The sequence below is a fragment of the Streptomyces sp. NPDC001135 genome (genome assembly GCF_053598395.1).
In genome coordinates, this window is record NZ_JBSFKD010000023.1 from 18,225 (window position 1) to 36,202 (window position 17,978).

A 17,978-nucleotide genomic window follows, 5' to 3' on the forward strand; every position below is an offset into this window, starting at 1 on the left:
AGGTGCGATCGCCGGACCGTCGGCCCGGTGGGGGACGGCGCTGTCAGCTGCGGGCGTGATCGCGGTAGTCCTGCTGCCGCCAGTGATGCGCGCCGCGCCGGTACATGCGGCTTTTGGGCACGTGCCGTGACCGAGAACGCGTCGCGGCCGACGACGGGGGCGCGGCGGCCCTGCCTGATCGTGAATCCGCATTCGGGGGGAGGGAAAGCAAGCCGGTTCCGGATCGCGGAACGGGCACGTGCGCTCGGAGCTCGGGTTTTCCTGATCGATCATTCCCTGCCTCAGGACCTGGCGACTGTCGCCCGACGTGCGGTGGATGACGGTGCGGATCTGCTGGGGGTGGCCGGCGGAGACGGTACGCAGGCTCTTGTCGCCGGGGTGGCCGCGGAGAGCGGCCTGCCCTTCGTGGTCATTCCGGCGGGTACCCGCAACCACTTCGCGATGGATCTCGGTCTGGACCGCGAGGACCCTTCGGCCGCGCTGGAAGCCCTCACGGATGGCGTCGAGCTGCGCGTGGATCTGGGATACGCGGGAGAGCGGGCGTTCGTCAACAACGTGTCGTTCGGTGCTTATGCCGCCCTGGTGCGGGACCCGGCTTATCGGGACGCCAAGCTTGCCACGGCAGTGCGCATCCTTCCGGAATTCCTGGCCCGTCACGAGGGCCCGGAGCTGGTGGTTGGCGCCGGTCCGCTCACCGTTGACGGGCCGGATGCCGTGCTGGTGAGCAACAACCCTTACCAAGTGGATGACCCGGTCGGCCTCGGCAGGCGGCCGCACCTCGACTCCGGCCTCCTGGGAGTACTGGCCGCCAGGGCGGAGACGCCCGCCGAGACGGCCACGAGGCTGCGCAGCGGGCAACCGCACGGCCTCACCCGTCTCGCCACGCCCGGCGACGTTGTCGTCTACGCCGACGTCCCGGCCCTCCCCGCCGGGCTGGACGGCGAAGCCGTCAGCCTGCCGACTCCCGTGCGGTGCCGCATCAGTCCTCGGACGCTCCGGGTATGGGTTCCCCGCCATGGTCGCGGCGCCGGGCCCGCCGGGCGACCGTCGGGCTGGGCCGCAATCCGGCGGGTGGTGTGAGCCTCGGGCGAGCTGTTCCTGGCCGCCACACCAAACGAGCCGACCACTCGGCGCCCATCCCGCCGGCCCGCGTGGGTGGGCTCGACGGGTTCGCCGACTTCATCATCCGCTCAGACGCCACCGTTCACCCGCGCCGTACACGCGGAGGACACCGCTCACTGGCAGATACCGGCCGATCCCGCTGCCGTCTCCGAAGCCCGGGCATGGGCGGCCCGCCAACTCACCGCATGGGGGCTGGACGACCTCCTCTTCCCCACCGAACTCATCGTCAGCGAACTGGTCACCCAACGCGATCCGCTACGTCCGTCCGCGTGACGCGTGTGGAGTGCGTTGCCATCCTCGAACCGGTCGCGAAGGGCTCCTGAGAGCCGAGCCGTACAACAGCCGTCGATACATGTCGAGTGAGTACGACTACGTCGACACCGTGAAGTAGCCGGCCGGATCAAGGGAATTGAGCGGGATCCACCGCTGCGGTGATGCCGCGGTGGATACTCGAGTGCTACTCGGTGAGGCGCGGAAGAAGTCCTGGACATCGAGCGCGATTCGAGGATCGTCATCGACACGTCGTGCCATCTCGTAATAGACGGCCAGCACGTGGACACAACGCCCAGTGCCGTCCGAGCAGGAGCAGTCGACGCCTGCGAGTACCGGTGCGGGCGGGTGGCCCACCTCGGTGATCGCGCGGTGCACCTCATCGGTGAGGACGGGCCGAGCACCGTACAACCGGCCGGTGATCCCCGCGATCGTCTCCCGGGACATCGGCGCCACCTCGACGCAGGTCACCGATGTGTTGCGGCCACGCTGGACAACGCCGCGCACGAGGCGGCCGTCGATCGTGACCTGTACTCCTCCCATGCGCGCCAGCTTGCGGGCGCGCGGCAACAGCGGGTCGGGTCGGGTCTGGCGCAACGGCTGGGCGAGCCGAACCCAGTCCCGCCCCCACGCCGTGCAACCAAAGTCGTCGTCCGCCATATCAACCGGCTCGCTTCCGGCGCAGGGTCGCAATGAGGCGGTCGTCATCCAGCCGGGCCAATTCGGCGACACCGGACATATCAGTGATATCGGATAGCGCTGATTTGCGTGCATGCATGGCCGCGATGTGCTCCTCAACGGTGGTGTTGGTGGTCAGGGTGGTGACGCTCACGGTGCGGGTCTGACCGATCCGATGGACTCGGTCGGAGGCCTGCGCTTCCACGGCCGGATTCCACCATCGGTCGAAGTGAATGACGTCGGCTGCGCGGGTGAGGGTGAGCCCGGTGCCCCCGGCTTTCAGGCTGAGCACCAGCACTTTCGGACCATGGTCGGTCTGGAAGCGGCGGACGATGTCGGCCCGCTGTTCCTGATTCAAGCCGCCGTGGAAGAACGGGACAGGCACACGGAACTGCTCGCCGAAGTGCCGCACGAGCAGCTCGCCGGTCTTCCGGTACTGGGTGAAAACCAGTGTTGGCGAATCAGTTTCGAGGTTGTTGGCCACAATGTCGGTGCACAGGTCGAGCTTTCCCGACCTCCCCGACAGTTCGGCGGAGTCGGCGGAGTCGTCGGTGACCAGTCTCGGGTGGTTACAGACCTGCTTGAGTGCGGTCAAAGCCGCCAGCACCCGGGCCTGGCGCTGTGCGCCGCTGCCGAAGCCCTCGTTGATCGCCTGCTCCAGCACCTGGTCGTACAGTTGCTGCTGTTCTGCGGTAAGGTCGCAGATCAGGTTGGAGTGGATCTTGGGTGGGAGTGATCCTGCAACCTGGGACTTCTTCCGCATCAACACAACCGGTTCGATCGCCCCGCGCAGTCGGGCGGCGGCGGCGAGGGAACCGTCCGCGATCGGCCGGACAAAGCGACGACGGAACTGCGCCTTGTGCCCGAACAGCTGCGGTGCGACCAGATTGAGCAGGGCCCAGAGTTCCTCAAGGTGATTCTCGACGGGCGTTCCGGTCAACGCGATTCTCGCGTCGGCCGTGATGGATCGCGCGGCCTTCGATATGTGTGTGCGGGGGTTCTTCAGCACCTGCGCCTCGTCGAAAACCGCCGTGGCCCAGTGATGCTCCGTCAGGACAGAGCTGTGTGTGCGTAGCGTCGGATAGCCGGTGAGTACCACCGTCCTGTCGTCCGTCGCCTCCAGCGGCCCGCCACGCCAGATGATCGTCCGTAGATCAGGTGCGAACCGCGCGATCTCGTGGGCCCAGTTCCCCACCAGCGACGTGGGACACACCACCACCTGTGGCCCCTCATCGGCGCGCCCGACGAGATAGCCGATTGCCTGCAGCGTCTTACCGAGGCCCATCTCGTCGGCAAGCACCGCACCGCCGTGTGCGTCGACGGCCTCGCGCAGCCAGCTCACACCGCGGACCTGATAGGGCCGCAGCTCGGCGGCCAGTGCTGTGCGCAGTTCGGCCGCGACAGCAGCAGTGTGACGAAAGACGGCCACGGCATGCTCCGCTGATGTCACGGCGACACCCGTGGCATCGGGAACGGCGTGCCCGGCGGTCGGCAGGGCCGCATCGCCGCCCGCAATCCGCGCCCGCCACGCATCGACCGACCGACCGGGCGAGTCGAGGGGCGCGCCGGTGAGCTTGTCCGGCTCGATCAGCGCGCAGTCGACGTCGGACACCTCAAACGTGGAGAGGTCCGGCGTCGGGACAACCAGGGAAACCGTCTGTGTGTCACCAACGGGCGGGGCAGTTCCCACCGCGCGGCAGGACCAGGTCCACAGGGCGAACATATGACGGTCGAGGAGGTACGTGGCTTGACTTTCAACCCGGCCACCAGGGGGTAGCTCCCCGTCGTGCACGTCATGGTCGCCGGGTTTCCGCAACGTTGGAGGCGCGGTCATGAACACCTTCGGATATCGATCGGCGGGAGGCTGGACGATGGGCCACAAGCACATTCCACGGTCCGCGGACAGCCCGTCATGCGGTGGATCGGGACTCGGAGCTGCGGGCCTCTTCGTAGTCCGGCTCCGCTGCCGGACTCCTCTTCTTTCCGACAGCGGGCAAGGTGATCAGCAGCACGGCTGCTCCGAGGAGTGCGATGACCGCGATCCAGCCCGCGCCGACGTGCATAGCATGGACAAACGCATGGTCAGCAGCCTGAGCAAGAGCGGGCCGGTGGACAGCGGTGGCGACGTGGCGGGCCTGTTCGGCGGAAACTCGCGCCTGATCCTGCACCGGGCCCGGTGCACCCTCCAGCGAAGGTTCGATCGCACGTCGGTACACGATCGACATGATCGTGCCGCCCACTGCGATTCCCATCACACTGCCGGTTTGTCGCACGGTGTTGGTGACGGCCGATCCCGCACCGGCCTGTTCCAACGGCAGGTTGCTGATCAATGCGGCCGTAACGGGGCCGATCACCATGCCGATCGAGAGACCCTGTATCAACAACAGGACCTCGATCCGGACGAGGGGGGTGTGGAGTCCGAGGAACCCGTACCCGCCCATGGTCAGCGCGGCCACGATGAGCGCCGGCACGCTGACAAGCCGCAGCGACAGGCGGCGAACCAGGCGCGAGGCAAGGGGCGCCCCCGCGAGCGCGCCGCATGCGGTCGGGATATTGGCCAGACCCGCCCTCATCGGCGAGAATCCGAGCGCGCCTTGCAGGTAGAACGCGTTATAGAAGGTGATGGCGGCCACGCCGAAGAGCAGCAATCCGAGTGCCACATTGCCGCCACCGAACGTGCGTTGCGCGAGCAGTCGCGGATCAAAGCTGGGCACCTTGACCCGTAGTTCGACGAGTACGAAAACGGCCAGCAGAACCAGACCGACAGCGATCGGCGCCCAGACGTCGGTACGACTCCACACAGCCACCTGTCCCGCCCGGATCAGCCCGTAGGCCAACGCCACGAGCCCACTGATGGACAGCAGCATTCCAGCGGGGTCCAGTGGCCGCGGAGTGGGGCTGCGGAAATTCGGAACCAGTACGGCGAGCCCGACCAGCGCCAATGCCGCGACCGGGACATTGATCAGAAACACCGAGCCCCACCAGAAATGGTCGAGCAGGAATCCTGCCAGCACCGGGCCGGCTGCCATTCCGACACCGGCCGACGTGGAGAAAATGCCGATCGCGGCAGCCCGCGCGGGGCCGGTGAAGGTCCACATGAGGATGGCCATCATGGCGGGCGTGATCAGCGCGCTGCCCGCCCCCATCGCGGCTCGAGCCGCAATCAGCTGGCCCGCGTCGCTTGCGTACGCCGCCCACAGCGAGGACCCGGCGAAGACCACCAGCCCGCTGGAAAACACAGTCCGGTGGCCGAACCGATCGCCCAATGCGCCTGCGGTGAACATCAATGTGGCGAAGGCCAGAGTGTACGAACCGGTCGCCCATTGCAGCTGACCGGGATTGGCCCCCAGTCCACGGACCGGATCTGCAAGGGTCTCCAGCGTAGTGCTCAGGACGGTATTGTCTATCCAAATCAGCAGCGAACACAGCATAAGAACGGCAAGAATTAACTGCTGCCTGGACTTCGGCAACGTTGCAGTCGCGGTCATGAACACCTTGTCGATCGGCGGGAACCTGAACGACTGGACTATAAGCAGACTCCACGACACCGTCAAGCTTGAATTTTCTTGCCAGGGCTGTTGCGGTCGAACGGAATATATGCCCTCTGGTGGATTTGCGGACTGAATAAATTTGTGCCCTCCGGTGGATTTGCGAGCTGACGGATTTCATGGCTTTCGGAGGGTTGCGATGGAGCGGATTTCATGCCCTCCAGTGACCTGGGGCGCCGCGTGCACCCGGGGACGGAGTTCGTCCTCGGCTTGTTTGCAGCGCTTCTGCCAGCCGCTGACCGGGCGGGGGTGACTTCGACTTGACCTTGACACCTTGTGAAGGTGTCCCCTGGGAGCAGGAGGTGGTCCCGATCATCACGACCAACGGAACCCCGCAGAACACCCGCGTGGCCGACGCCCTCAAGGCCAGGGACTCGTCGGTCCGGCTCCAGGCGGCCCTGGCGGCCGGCTCGAACCCCGACCCGGGCTTCCTGGAGACGCTCGTCGAACGCTGCGCGGTCGAGCCGGACTTCTTCGTGCGGGACATGCTGTCCTGGGCGCTGACCCGCCTCCCGGCGCAGATCACCCTGCCCCGGATCCGCCGGGAACTCGACTCCGAGCGCCCCCGGGCCCGCAGCCAGGCCCTGCACACGCTCTCCAAGATCGGTGACAAGAGCGCGTGGGCCTGGATCACGCGCGACATGCTGCGCGACGCCGATGACGAGGTCGCGCGGACCGCGTGGCGCGTCGCGGTCGTCCTCGTGCCCGAGGACGAGAAGAAGGACCTGGCCGACGAACTGGTCCTGCAACTCGGCCGCGGCGACCGCGATGTGCGGCTGAGCCTGAGCCGGGCCCTCGTCGGCCTCGGCGACGTGACCGAGCCCGCCCTGCAGAAGGCCGCGGCGAACCCCGACCCCGTGGTGGCCGCGCACGCCCGTGCCACCGAGCTGCTCCGGCAGAACCCGGAGACCGGTTTCGACGCGGCTGTCGACGAGGCGAAGCGAGTCGTCACACTCGGCCCGGAACGAGCCGCTGCCGCCGCGGAGACCGCGGAGAGCGCGCAGTGCTGATCGGCGAAGTGGCCCGCCACTCGGGGGTGAGCCCGCGGATGCTCCGGCACTACGACGCCCTTGGGCTGGTGCGGCCGACCGGTCGCACCGTCGGCGGCTACCGCGAGTACTCCGCCGAGGACGTCCGCAGGATCTTCCACGTGGAGAGCCTGCGCTCCCTCGGGCTCTCGCTCAAGCAGATCGGGCGCGCCCTGGAGAACCCGGCGTTCACGCCGTCCGCCCTCGTCAGCGACCTCATCCGGTGCACGGAAGAGCGATTGGAGCGGGAACGGGAGCTGCTCGAGCGGCTCCGCGCGATCGACGCGTCGGCGCCGACCGGCTGGCAGGACGTCCTGCGCATCGTCGAACTCATGCAGGGACTCGACTCGGCCAGCGCCGCGCGCAGGTTGCGGGCCGTCCTGGCCCGGCCGGAGGGCGTGCCGGTGTCCCCCGAGCTGCTGGCCGGGGCGGTCCTGGCCGAATCCGACCCCAACGTCGCGGGCGCCCTGCGCTGGGCGCTGGCCCGGTCGGGCGGCGACGGCGTGGCGGCACTGGCTGCCGGCGTGCACTCGCAGGACGTCGACATCCGGCGGCGCGCGGTGCGGGCGATCGCCGGGATGTCCGAGGCCCCGGGGGTGACCGCGGTGCTCGTGGACGCGCTGGGGGACCCGGACACGACGGTGCGCAGGCACGCCGCGCTGGCGCTGGGCAGACGTGGTGTGACCGCGACCGTGCCGACACTCGTCGGCATGGTGGTCGAGGGCTCCAGCGACGTCGACGCGGCGGAGGTCCTGGGAACGCTGTCCCAGGACCCCGGGTGCGCGGAACGGATCACGGCCGCACTCGTCGACGAACTCGCCGCGCCCACCGCGGACTCCGCGACGCGGATACGCCTGATCCAGGCGCTGGTCGAGCTGCCGGGGACCGCCGTGCGGAAGGTCCTGCGTCAACTGGCTCACGACGACGACCCCGCTGTCGCCCTGGTCGCCTCGGCCTTCGCCGGAGTCCTCGACGAGCGGTCCCGCGAAGACCGCGGGGGCGGGGATTCCTGAAGGCACGCGCCCGGCCCCGCCCCTGCTCCTGACCATGGGTCAGGTGCTGCTACTTCGTCCGGGTGACTGCGGGGCGTTCCGACCCGGCCTCATCCGTCGTGCACAAGTCTCATCCCTGTGATCGGCACAGTGCTTCGCGACGCCAAGCCCGGGGTGTCACACCACCGGGTGACCGCCGTGGTCCGGCCCGGCACCTCCCGTGCCGGGCCGGGCCCCCGTTCAGAAGTCCCAGCTCTGGCTGGGCGCTCCGTTGCAGCTCCAGCTGACCAGGAGCTGGCCGGCCTCCGGACGGCCGCCCAGGATGTCGAGGCACTTTCCGTTCATCCGGCTGCGGATCTCGTTGCCGTTGCGGAACCACTTCTGGTTGATGCCGCCGTCGCAGTCCCACATGCTCACCGAGCCCATATCACCCGGATGGAACGCGTAGATCTCCAGACACTTTCCGTTCATGCTGGAACGGATCTGCTCACCGTCCCAGAACCACTGCTGGTTGGTGTTACCGGTGCAGTCCCACGTCACGGTGGAGGCGCCGTTCTCCTGATGGAACGCGAAGATGTCGGCGCACCTTCCGTTCAGGTTGGACTTGAGCAGCGGTGCCGCGGCGTATGCCGGGGGACCCGCCAAGGTACCGCCGACCGCGAGGCCGATGGCCGCGAGGAGCGGCACCAGTCGTTGCGCAGCTTTCATGCTTTCCCTCCGTACAGCCGGTGCGCGGTTGCGCTGGCCCCTGTCTAGCCGCCGGGGGTTGTCCGGCGCCGGGACGTGCGCGCCGGACATCAACAGCTGGACAACGCGGCTGCGGAAGGGCTCCAGAGAGGAAGGCCATGCCACGCGCCGAACGCCCGCTCGACCCGGACACCGGTCCGCTGACGCGGTTCGCGGCCGATCTGCGGAAGCTGCGCGAGGCGGCGGGACGGCCGCCGTACCGAGAACTGGCCAGAAGGGCCCACTATTCGTCCACGACGCTGTCGGACGCCGCGGGCGGGCGCACGTTTCCGAGCCTGAGCGTCACGCTGGCGTACGTCGAGGCGTGTCAGGGCGACCGCCGCACGTGGGAAGCCCGATGGCACGCGGTCGCCGCCGAGATCGCCGTCGGTGAACCCGGCGACGAGCCCGGGGAGGCCGGCCCGCAGGGAGCACCGTACGCCGGGCTGTCGGCGTTCCAGCCGGAGGACGCCGACCGTTTCTTCGGGCGTGAGCGGCTGACCGGCGAGGTGCTGGCGAAGGTGCGTGACCGCCGGTTCCTCGCGGTCTTCGGGCCGTCCGGATCGGGGAAGTCCTCGCTGCTACGGGCGGGGCTCGTCGCCCGCGCACGGGCATCGGGGTGGCCGGTGCTGCTCTTCACGCCGGGGCCGCACCCCGTGGAGGAGTGCGCGATCCGCCTGGCCGCGGCGACCGGTGAGGCGCCCGGCGCGCTGCTGACCGAACTGCGCGACGATCCCGCGGCGCTGCACCTGCGGATCCGGCAGGCCACGACCGGCCGCACGCCGGACATCGACACGCTGATCGTGGCCGACCAGTTCGAAGAGGTCTTCACCCTCTGCCGGGACCGGGACGAACGGGACGCGTTCGTCGCCATGCTGATCGCCGCCACCACGGCGACGACCAGCCGGACCCGGGTGGTACTCGGCGTGCGCGCCGATTTCTACGGCCACTGCGTCCAGGACCCCCTGCTGGTCGAGGCGATGCGCGACGCCCAGATCGCGGTCGGTCCGATGAGCAGCCAGGAGCTGCGCGAGGCCATCACCCGGCCGGCCGTGCTCGCCGGCTGCACGGTGACCGGCCCGCTGCTGGCCGCCGTGGTCGCGGACGCGACCGGTCAGCCAGGTGCGTTGCCCCTGGTCTCCCACGCGATGGTCGAGACCTGGCGCCGCCGCAGCGGCAGCCGCCTGACCCTGGACGGGTACCTGGCGGCCGGCGGGATCCAGCACGCGCTGGCACAGACCGCCGAGCGCGCCTACCGGTCGCTGACGCCGGTCCAACAGGACCTCGCCAGACAGCTGTTCCTCCGGCTGACCGCACTGGGCGTCGGTACCGAGGACACCAGGCGCCGGCTCACCAGGAGCGAGCTGGACTCCGGCCCCGACACGGCCTCCGTGCTCGAGTCCCTGGCCCGGCAACGGCTGGTGACCCTGGACGAGGAGTGCGTGGAGATCACCCACGAGGCGATCATCCGGTGCTGGCCGAGACTGCGCGGCTGGCTGACCGAGGACCGGGACCGGCTGCTCCTGCACCGGCAGCTCACCGACGCGACCGCCGGCTGGGAGGCGCAGGACCGCGACCCGCACGCCCTGTACCGGGGTGCCCGCCTCGCCGCGGCACTGGACCTGGCCGCCGCGGACGGTGGCCGGCTGACGTCCAGGGAACGGTGCTTCCTCGACGCGAGCAGGGAGGCGCAGGCCAGCGAGACGGCGGCGGTCAGACGGCGGACGGTCCGGCTGCGCCAGCTGGTCGCGCTGCTCACCGTACTGGTGGTCGTCGCGGCCACCGCGGGCGTGCTGGCCGTCGGCTCGCGCAGCTCGGCCATCCGGCAGCGCAACGTGGCCATCGCGCGCAAGGCCGCCGAGGACGCGGCCGAGGTGCGGCAGGAGAACCCCTCGCTCGCCGCCCAGCTGAACCTGGCCGCGTACCGGCTGGCAGCCACCGACGACGTCCGCGACCAGTTGATGAGCGCGTTCCCGACGCCGTACACGAGCCACCTCACCGGCCACACCTCCGACGTGGTCTCGATCTCCTTCGCCCCGCAGAGCACGGTCCTGGCGACCGCGAGCTGGGACCGCACGGTCCGCCTGTGGGACGTCCGGAACCCCCACCACCCCGTCCGGCTGGCGGTCCTGCACCAGCCCTCGCGGCTGCTGGCGGTCGCGTTCGGGCAGGGCGGCCGCGTCCTGGCGGCCGCGAGCGAACGATCGGTGCGGCTGTGGGACGTGGCGAACCGGCGAGCGCCCATCGAGCTGAGCACCCTGCCGGACCGGCCGGCCGCGCCGACGTGGGTGGTGTTCCGGCCCGGCGGCGACATCCTCGCCACCGGCCACACCGACGGCGCGACGCGGCTGTGGAACGTGCGCGATCCCCGGCATCCACGGCTGCTGGCCACCCTCCCCGGCCACACCGGCGCGGTCACCTCCGCGGCGTTCAGCCCGGACGACCGCACGCTGGCGACCACCGGCGACACCACCGCCAGGCTGTGGGACGTCACCGATCCCGCGCGTCCGCGCCACCTCGACGTGCTGCGCGGACACACGGACACGGTGACCTCGGTGGCGTTCAGCCCGGACGGCCGGACCGTGGCGACCGGCAGCTGGGACCACACCGCCCGGATCTGGGACCTCGGCAGCAGCCCGCGGACGCGGCCACCGGCCGTCCTGCTCGGCCATCCGGCGATCGTCTGGTCGGTGGCGTTCAGCCCTGACGGCCGCACACTCGTCTCGGTCGGCGGGTCCAGGATGTTCTGGGACGTCACCGACCCGGCGCACCCGCAGCGCGTCAGCGCGGTTACCGGCGGGGCCTACCAGGCGGCCTTCAGCCCGGACGGCCACGTGCTCGCCGTCTCCGACCGGCTGCTGGACCTGCGGGACCTGTCGTTCGGGACCCACGACGACGTGGTCACCTCCCTGGCGTTCGCCCCTGGCGGCCACCTGCTGGCCAGCGCCAGCTGGGACGGCACCGCACGGCTGTGGCAGGTCACCGGCGGCCGGGCACTGTGGTCGCCGGCGGTCCTGCGCGGGCACACCAAGTTCGTCCGGTCCGTCGCGTTCAGCCCGGACGGGCGCACCCTCGTCACCGCCAGCGAGGACACCACCGTCCGCATCTGGGACGTGACCGATCCCCGCAGACCCCGGCTCACCTCGATCCTGACCCCCCACGCCGGTGAGGTCGGCGGGGCCGGCTTCGGCCCGGGCGGCCACCTGCTGGCCGTGTGGGCGCACGATGCGGCCGGCCTGTGGGACCTGACCGATCCCGCCCACCCCCGGGCGCTGAGCCGGTTCACCGAGGGCGGGCCGGTCGTCACGAGGGCGTCGTTCCGGCCGGACGGCCGCACGCTGGTGACGAGCACGGGAGAGTCCGGCTCGCTGCGGTTCTGGGACATCCGCGATCCGCGCAGCCCCCGGGAGGTGCCGTCCCCGTTCCGGTCCGACCCGCTGACCGAGGGCATGTTCAGCCCCGACAACCGGACCCTGGCCGCCGTCCACCGGACGGACAGGACGGTCTGGCTGATCGGTATCGGCGACATCGGCCACCCGGCGAAGGTGACGCGGCTACGGGCGTCCGGCTCCTGGCTCTACGCGCTGGCCTTCGCCGCGGACGGCCGCCGGCTGGCAGCCGGCGCCGCGGACGGCAAGGCCCTGCTGTGGGACGTGGGCGGGGCGGCCACTCCCACCGTCCTCACCGGCCACACGAATCCGGTACCGGCCGTGGCGTTCGGCCCGCACGGCGACACCGTGGCCACCGGCGGCAACGACTTCACGATCCGGCTGTGGGACACCGGCCTGGACAGGGTCGCCGCCCGCGTCTGCGACAGCGCGTACCCGCGGATCACCAGAGCCGAATGGGCACGGTACTTCCCAGCGGTCGCCTTCACCCCACCCTGCCCTCCCTCATGACCTCGTGCCGGGCGGCCGGTGACGCGTTCCTCGACCAGCGAGGGCCTCTTGTGTCACTCCGATAACATGTTCGAGCCTGTGGTGATCAGCCTCAACGCCTTTCCCTCATTTAACCCACAACGAACAAATCGGCCAGACGATTGATATCTAGAGCGTCGCGGGTGTTTTCGCGAATAGACGGCAGAACTGCGCTGTGGGCTGCAGTGGGTGTGGCGGCTCTTGGATTCCTCATCACGCTGGAGATCGCCGCACGACGCTACGGTCAACCGGGGTCGGTCACCGACCAGCTGAAACGGCTGGTGTTCGCGCCGAAACCGGGGCCGCTGTACGGCGGTTTGGCGTTGATGATGGTGGTGCTCACCTGGCGGCAACGGTTCGTCGCGGTGGGCGTCGCGATCGGTATCGACATCGTCGTCGCGCTGGTGCGGTGGGGGGTCGGCGCCGAGACGACCGACGGCCGTCTCTTCGGCAACGGTGCGCTGTGGGTGATGGTGGGCTGGGGGGTCGTCGCCGTCACGCGCCGTACCGGCGCCGAACGCGCGCTGCTGCTCAAGGGCGTCGGGCTGGGCCTGCTGCTGGTGGCCGGCCGCAAGGCGGGCGACACCTGGCTGTTCATCACGTCGAAGACCCGTCCGTCGGTGCTCGACCCGTACGTGGCGACCGCCGATCACGCGCTCGGCAACCCGTCATGGCTGGTGGGCCGGATCGTCACGGCCACCGGCCCGATCGGCCCCCCTCTGCTCCACGTGGTCTACGCGCAGCTCGCGGTGGCCGCGGTGGTCGTCGCGGTGTACCAGCTGCGCAACGTGGCGGCCGAGCGCCGCTTCCCCAGACATCATCTGGTGCGCACCTTCCTGGTGATCGGCCTCCTCGGGCCGGGCATCTACATGATCTTCCCGGTGGTCGGACCGGTCTTCGCCTACGGCCCGGGCGCCTCCGGCACCGGCGGCCTGCACTGGGCGGTGGCCGACCTGTGGCCCCACACGCCGCCGCCGGTCACCCACCCGCACCCGATGCCGTACGACGGGATCACCCCCCGCAACTGCATGCCCAGCCTGCACACGGCGTGGGCCACCGCGATCTTCATCCACTCCCGCAAGGGCCCGCGGATCCTGCGATGCGCGGGCACGTTCTGGCTGACGGCCACGCTCACCGCGACGCTGGGATTCGGCTACCACTACGGCGTGGACCTCGCCGCCGGCCTGGTGTTCGCGCTCACCGTCGAGGCGGCGCTGCGCTCGTTCGACCGCCGCTGGGACCGGTCGGGAATCCAGCTCGTCGGCTACGGTACGACGGTCTTCGCCGCGCTCCTGGTGTCGTACCGGTACCTGCCGGTGGAGATGGCCGGACACCCATGGGTTTTCGGGCCGCTTCTCCTTCTGGCCGTGAGTTCAGTCGTCTACGGCTACCTGCGGACCACCGAACGGTGGGAACCCACGGCCGCGCCGGCGCGGCAACCGGAACCGCAACCCGAACCGGTGTGCTGATCATGGGCGCCCCGTGGTGTCTATCCTGAACCGGAACGGCCGTGCAGGGGGAAGGATGAGGGTGGACTCGTTCTGGTGGGTGCTGATCGTCTTCGGGACGGGTGGCTTCGGGTGGGCCGCCGACACCGTCCGTACCGCGTTGAAGAACCGGCATGAGCGGAAGCTGGAACTGATGGAGGCGGCGAAGCAGGAGCGTCTCGCTCTCGAAGCGGCCCACCGGACGCCGGAGCCCGTGTGCGGGTGTACACACCACCTGGCCAAGCACGACAAACAGGGCCGCTGCCACGAACGCGTGGAGATCCCCACGGCCTGGGACGAGAACAAGAAGCCGCTGCGCTACGAGGCCGGCCAGTGCAACTGCCAGCAGTACGTCGGCCCGCAGCCCCTGTCCCAGGTGTACGCCGAGGACCTGACGGACCGGATCTGACCCGTGTCCGGATCTCCGGCACGGTCGGCGGGAGCCCTGGCTCGACATCGTCGGTGCGGAACCGCGCGGCCTGGGCCCCCCTCTACGATCGAAGCTGTTTGGTGATCTCGGACAGAGGGTCGAAGGACAGTGACGGACAAGCGAGTTGTCATCGTGACCGGCGCGGGCTCGGGCATCGGCGAAGCCACCGCGCGGCTGCTGTGCGAGGGTGGTCACCACGTGGTCGCCTCGGGGCGGCGGGTCGAACCGCTGCAGCGCCTCGAAAAGGAGACCGGGGCGCTGGCGTGTCCGTCCGACGCGGGTGACCCCGCGGCGGTCGACGGTCTCGTGCGTGCGGCCCTGGACGCCTACGGACGGCTCGACGGGCTGGTGCTCAACGCGGGCATCGGGCGCGGCGGAACCGCCGGGGACCTGTCGCTGGAGGACTGGGACGACGTCATGCGCACGAACGTCACCGGTCCGATGCTCCTCCTGCGCGCGGCGATGCCGCACCTCGTGGAGGCGCGGGGAGCGGTGGTCGGCGTCGCGTCGGTCTCGGCGTTGCGCAACGGCCCGGGCAACGCCCCCTACGCCACGTCGAAGGCCGCCCTGCTGCAGCTGTGCCGTTCCGTCGCCGTCGACTACGGGCGGCAGGGGGTACGCGCCAACGTGGTGTGTCCCAGCTGGATCAGGACCGAGATGGCCGACCGGCGCATGGCGCGTTTCGCCCAGGAAGCGGACCTGGGGGACGGCGGCATGGAGGCCGCCTACGAGGAGGCGACCAGGCTTTTGCCCATGGGCCGGCCGGGCGAGCCGCGTGAGGTCGCCGAGGCGATCGGCTGGCTGCTCTCTCCGGCGGCGTCCTTCGTCAACGGCGCGGTGCTCACGGTGGACGGCGGGGCCACGGCCGTCGACCCCGGCACCGTCGCGTTCGACCACCACATCGCACCGCGCGGCGGCGGCGAACGCTGACACCCGCGCCCGACGCCTCTGCCGATCAGGGGCGTCGAGGGCGCAGCGGGCCGGGTACGGTGCGCAGCGCGCCGGTGGCGGGGGGCCACATCCCGGCGATCGCCAGGAGCGTCGCCGGGCTGCCGCGTTCGACGCCGGGTAGCGGGCACGGGTCGGACGGCTCCGCACCGCTGAGCTTGGCCCGCCGGGCCTCGCCCAGCGCGCCGGCGAGTGCCGCTGCGGCCAGGCGATCGCCCCGCATCCCCGCATGGCCGGCCTGCCGGTGGGCCGTGTCGTACGCCTCCGGACGGACGTACTGCTGCAGTTCCAGGAGCGCGTCGTACGTCTCGATGATCTGCCGGTGCGCCTGCAGCGCCCACGAGGAGCGGGGACGCAGCACGGCCTGCAGCCGGGTCCGCTGCGGGCCGGCCAGGGCCACCTCGGGGACCGCGTCCACCAGATCACGCCACAGCGGCCACAGCCGCCAGAGTGTGCGCAGCGCCGCCATGGACCGGGCGAGGGCGGTCACGGTCGGCACCAGCAGGGAGGCCGCGCGGAAGAGGCCGTGCACGCTGATGACCACGGACAGGTAGGGCATCAGGTCCTGGTCGGGGACGTAGAGGTGGTAGAGGTAGCCGCACCAGAAGACCAGGGCCAGGACGCTGCCCATCGCGAACATCCGGAGCGACCACACCAGGTCGCGGTCGCCCGTCCGCAGGCTGTACGGCCAGCAGACGACGACGGCGGCGGTGTCCCCGGCCAGATGGCAGAGGGCGAGGATCAACCAGTACAGGGACGAGGCGGTGGCCGGACCCTGGGGCGACGCCGGGGCGGCCGTCTGGGAGACACCGAGCAGATCCAGGGCGAGCAGCGAACCCAGCGCCGTCACCAGACCCAGGACCACGGTGACCCGCTGGTGCCGGGCACGGGTGGAGTCGACGATGAAGAGGAGCACCAGGCCCGCGCTCAGCACGCCGATCAGGTTCCGGGTGAGCGAGACCGTGTGGGGGCCGACGCCGAGGGCCGCGAACCGGGCGACGACCTTTGGCTGGAACAGCGTGATGGCGACGGTCGCGCCGAAGACCGTGAGCCACAGTCCCCGCTGGTTCGGCTGGCGCAGCGCGGGGCCCGCCCGCCAGACGAGGGCGGTCCACAGGGCGACGACGCTGCAGACCCCGACGTGGTCCGCCAGCTCAGTCGCTGTCAACGGCCGTCACTCCCAGGAAGGCGCCGAGTCGCCCCAGGGGGCCGCTCGGGCGGCCGGGCTTCCCGGCGCTCTGTATCAGGCTGGCGATCATCTCGGCTTCTTGTTCCTCGCTGGTCGTGTAACTGGTCCGGGCCATGAGCCGGTTGACGACGTTCGCCTTGAGATCGCCGACCAGCGGACCGGTCAGGTCCTCGGCCCTGCGAGTGGCGCCCCGATGGTGATCGCAGAGCACATGGCCGATCTCGTGGAGGATGATGTGCTCCCGGTGCAGGGGCGCGGTCCGGGCTTCGTAGAAGATGTAGTCGGCGTTGTCGGTGCCCATCCAGAGCCCGCAGACCCCGGTCGCCGCGACCTCCTCGGGCAGTTCCCGGAGCACGAGAGGGCGGCCCCTCAGCTCCTCCACCCGCGCACGTACCGCCTCGAAGGGGAGGGAACGCTCTACACCCAGATCGCGGAGGATGGCCAGGCATCTGCGTTGCAACGCGACGTATTCACCGTTTGTCCTCACTTACTGTCTTGACCCCCTTCTGATGAAGACAGCTCGTGGCACGTCACGTTGTGCTTGCGGCCCGTACTCGCCCCAAGCTAACCAACCGTCCGCCGCTTGGACCAAGTCCGGGCCGCCTTGTGCCCGGCCTTTGGCTCAAACCGGACGCTCAGGCCCCGGCCGGGGGAGTCGTACGACCCTCGAACGCCTCCAGGATGCGTTCCGCCGCCCGTGTCGCGGTCAACCGGCCCTCCCGCACCTGCCGTTCCAGGCCGGGCGCGGCCTCGCGCACCGCGGGGTCGGCGTGCAGCCGGCCGAGCAGCTCGTCGCGGACCATGGCCCAGGTCCAGCCGACCTGCTGGTCACGCCGCTTGGCCGCCAGCCGCCCGGTGGAGTCGAGCAGGGCGCGATGCCGCTCCAGGCGCTCCCACACCGTGTCCAGGCCGGTCGAGTCGCGGGCGCTGCAGTGCAGCACCGGCGGAGTCCAGAACGCGTCCTTGCCGTGCATCAGCCGGAGCGCGCCGGCCAACTCCCGTGCCGCCGACCGCGCGTCGCGCTCGTGCGGACCGTCCGCCTTGTTGACGGCGATCACGTCGGCCAGCTCCAGGACGCCCTTCTTGATGCCCTGCAGCTGGTCGCCGGTGCGGGCCAGGGTGAGGAGGAGGAAGGAGTCGACCATCTCGGCGACCGTCGTCTCCGACTGGCCCACGCCGACGGTCTCCACAAGGATCACGTCGTAGCCCGCCGCCTCCATCACCACCATCGACTCCCGGGTGGCCTTCGCGACGCCGCCCAGCGTGCCCGCGCTGGGGGAGGGCCGGACGAAGGCGTTCGGGTCGACCGCGAGCCGCTCCATGCGGGTCTTGTCGCCCAGGATGGAGCCGCCGGTGCGGGTCGAGGACGGGTCCACCGCGAGGACGGCGACCCGATGGCCCAGGGAGGTGAGCATCGTGCCGAACGCGTCGATGAACGTCGACTTGCCGACGCCCGGCACCCCGCTCACGCCGATCCGCCGCGCCCGGCCGCTGTGCGGGAGCAGCTCGGTGAGCAACTCCTGTGCCAGCGCCCGGTGCTGCGGCCGGGTGGACTCGACGAGCGTGATGGCGCGGGCCACCAGGGCCCGCCTGCCGTCGAGCACACCCTTCACATAGGTGTCGAGATCGATCGCAGCCATGCG

14 protein-coding genes are annotated in these 17,978 nt (G+C 70.4%); 7 read left to right on the forward strand and 7 right to left on the reverse strand.

Annotated elements, in window-relative coordinates; all coding sequences use genetic code 11:
* Positions 1–126: 126 nt before the first annotated feature.
* Positions 127–1,080 carry a diacylglycerol/lipid kinase family protein gene (locus ACWC94_RS25970; RefSeq protein ID WP_450799445.1) on the forward strand — a complete coding sequence of 318 codons (954 nt, stop codon included), beginning with the start codon at positions 127–129 and terminating at the stop codon, positions 1,078–1,080.
* 411 nt (positions 1,081–1,491) lie between these two features.
* Here the strand turns inward: ACWC94_RS25970 and ACWC94_RS25975 are convergent, their stop codons facing one another.
* From ACWC94_RS25975 to ACWC94_RS25985, 3 genes are all read right to left on the reverse strand, one after another.
* Complete coding sequence (locus tag ACWC94_RS25975) at positions 1,492–2,052, reverse strand: hypothetical protein (protein WP_450799446.1); 561 nt, start codon at positions 2,050–2,052, stop codon at positions 1,492–1,494.
* A gap of 1 nt (position 2,053) precedes the next feature.
* Positions 2,054–3,682 carry a DEAD/DEAH box helicase gene (locus tag ACWC94_RS25980; protein ID WP_450799447.1) on the reverse strand — a complete coding sequence of 543 codons (1,629 nt, stop codon included), beginning with the start codon at positions 3,680–3,682 and terminating at the stop codon, positions 2,054–2,056.
* A 298-nt stretch (positions 3,683–3,980) separates the two neighbouring features.
* Complete coding sequence (locus ACWC94_RS25985; protein WP_450799529.1) at positions 3,981–5,618, reverse strand: MFS transporter; 1,638 nt, start codon at positions 5,616–5,618, stop codon at positions 3,981–3,983.
* A gap of 302 nt (positions 5,619–5,920) precedes the next feature.
* Between ACWC94_RS25985 and ACWC94_RS25990 the strand changes: the two genes are divergently transcribed.
* A complete protein-coding gene (locus ACWC94_RS25990) occupies positions 5,921–6,628 on the forward strand; it encodes a HEAT repeat domain-containing protein (protein ID WP_450799448.1) in 708 nt (235 codons plus the stop codon).
* A complete protein-coding gene (locus ACWC94_RS25995; RefSeq protein WP_450799449.1) occupies positions 6,622–7,659 on the forward strand; it encodes a MerR family transcriptional regulator in 1,038 nt (345 codons plus the stop codon). The genes ACWC94_RS25990 and ACWC94_RS25995 overlap by 7 nt, the downstream gene beginning before the upstream one ends.
* Positions 7,660–7,878: 219 nt before the next feature.
* On the opposite strand, the gene ACWC94_RS26000 is transcribed toward ACWC94_RS25995, so the two are convergent.
* Complete coding sequence (locus tag ACWC94_RS26000; protein WP_450799450.1) at positions 7,879–8,346, reverse strand: RICIN domain-containing protein; 468 nt, start codon at positions 8,344–8,346, stop codon at positions 7,879–7,881.
* 137 nt (positions 8,347–8,483) lie between these two features.
* Here ACWC94_RS26000 and ACWC94_RS26005 point away from each other — a divergent pair, with 137 nt between their 5' ends.
* The 4 genes from ACWC94_RS26005 to ACWC94_RS26020 all read left to right on the forward strand — a co-directional run bounded on the left by ACWC94_RS26005 (position 8,484) and on the right by ACWC94_RS26020 (position 15,128).
* Positions 8,484–12,263, forward strand: coding sequence for an nSTAND1 domain-containing NTPase (locus tag ACWC94_RS26005; protein WP_450799451.1), 3,780 nt, complete (start codon positions 8,484–8,486; stop codon positions 12,261–12,263).
* Positions 12,264–12,424: 161 nt separating this feature from the next.
* On the forward strand, positions 12,425–13,750 hold the full coding sequence (locus ACWC94_RS26010) for a phosphatase PAP2 family protein (RefSeq protein ID WP_450799452.1): 1,326 nt from the start codon (positions 12,425–12,427) through the stop codon (positions 13,748–13,750).
* Between the two features lie 61 nt (positions 13,751–13,811).
* Positions 13,812–14,177 (forward strand): hypothetical protein, encoded by a 366-nt coding sequence (locus ACWC94_RS26015; protein ID WP_450799530.1) that lies wholly within the window; start codon positions 13,812–13,814, stop codon positions 14,175–14,177.
* A gap of 129 nt (positions 14,178–14,306) precedes the next feature.
* Positions 14,307–15,128, forward strand: a complete 822-nt coding sequence (locus tag ACWC94_RS26020) for an SDR family NAD(P)-dependent oxidoreductase (protein WP_450799453.1) — start codon at positions 14,307–14,309, stop codon at positions 15,126–15,128.
* A gap of 25 nt (positions 15,129–15,153) precedes the next feature.
* On the opposite strand, the gene ACWC94_RS26025 is transcribed toward ACWC94_RS26020, so the two are convergent.
* The 3 genes from ACWC94_RS26025 to meaB all read right to left on the reverse strand — a co-directional run bounded on the left by ACWC94_RS26025 (position 15,154) and on the right by meaB (position 17,975).
* Positions 15,154–16,314 carry an MAB_1171c family putative transporter gene (locus ACWC94_RS26025; RefSeq protein ID WP_450799454.1) on the reverse strand — a complete coding sequence of 387 codons (1,161 nt, stop codon included), beginning with the start codon at positions 16,312–16,314 and terminating at the stop codon, positions 15,154–15,156.
* Positions 16,301–16,690 carry a regulator component gene (locus ACWC94_RS26030; RefSeq protein ID WP_450799455.1) on the reverse strand — a complete coding sequence of 130 codons (390 nt, stop codon included), beginning with the start codon at positions 16,688–16,690 and terminating at the stop codon, positions 16,301–16,303. The genes ACWC94_RS26025 and ACWC94_RS26030 overlap by 14 nt, the downstream gene beginning before the upstream one ends.
* Positions 16,691–16,970: 280 nt before the next feature.
* On the reverse strand, positions 16,971–17,975 hold the full coding sequence (meaB, locus tag ACWC94_RS26035) for a methylmalonyl Co-A mutase-associated GTPase MeaB (RefSeq protein ID WP_450799456.1): 1,005 nt from the start codon (positions 17,973–17,975) through the stop codon (positions 16,971–16,973).
* Positions 17,976–17,978: the final 3 nt, after the last annotated feature.

Coding starts and splice junctions, on each gene's coding strand:
- ACWC94_RS25975 (WP_450799446.1), bottom strand. CDS start 2,052: ATGGCGGACGACGACTTTGGTTGCACGGCGTGGGGGCGGGACTGGGTT.
- ACWC94_RS26000 (WP_450799450.1), bottom strand. CDS start 8,346: ATGAAAGCTGCGCAACGACTGGTGCCGCTCCTCGCGGCCATCGGCCTC.
- ACWC94_RS26005 (WP_450799451.1), top strand. CDS start 8,484: ATGCCACGCGCCGAACGCCCGCTCGACCCGGACACCGGTCCGCTGACG.
- meaB (WP_450799456.1), bottom strand. CDS start 17,975: ATGGCTGCGATCGATCTCGACACCTATGTGAAGGGTGTGCTCGACGGC.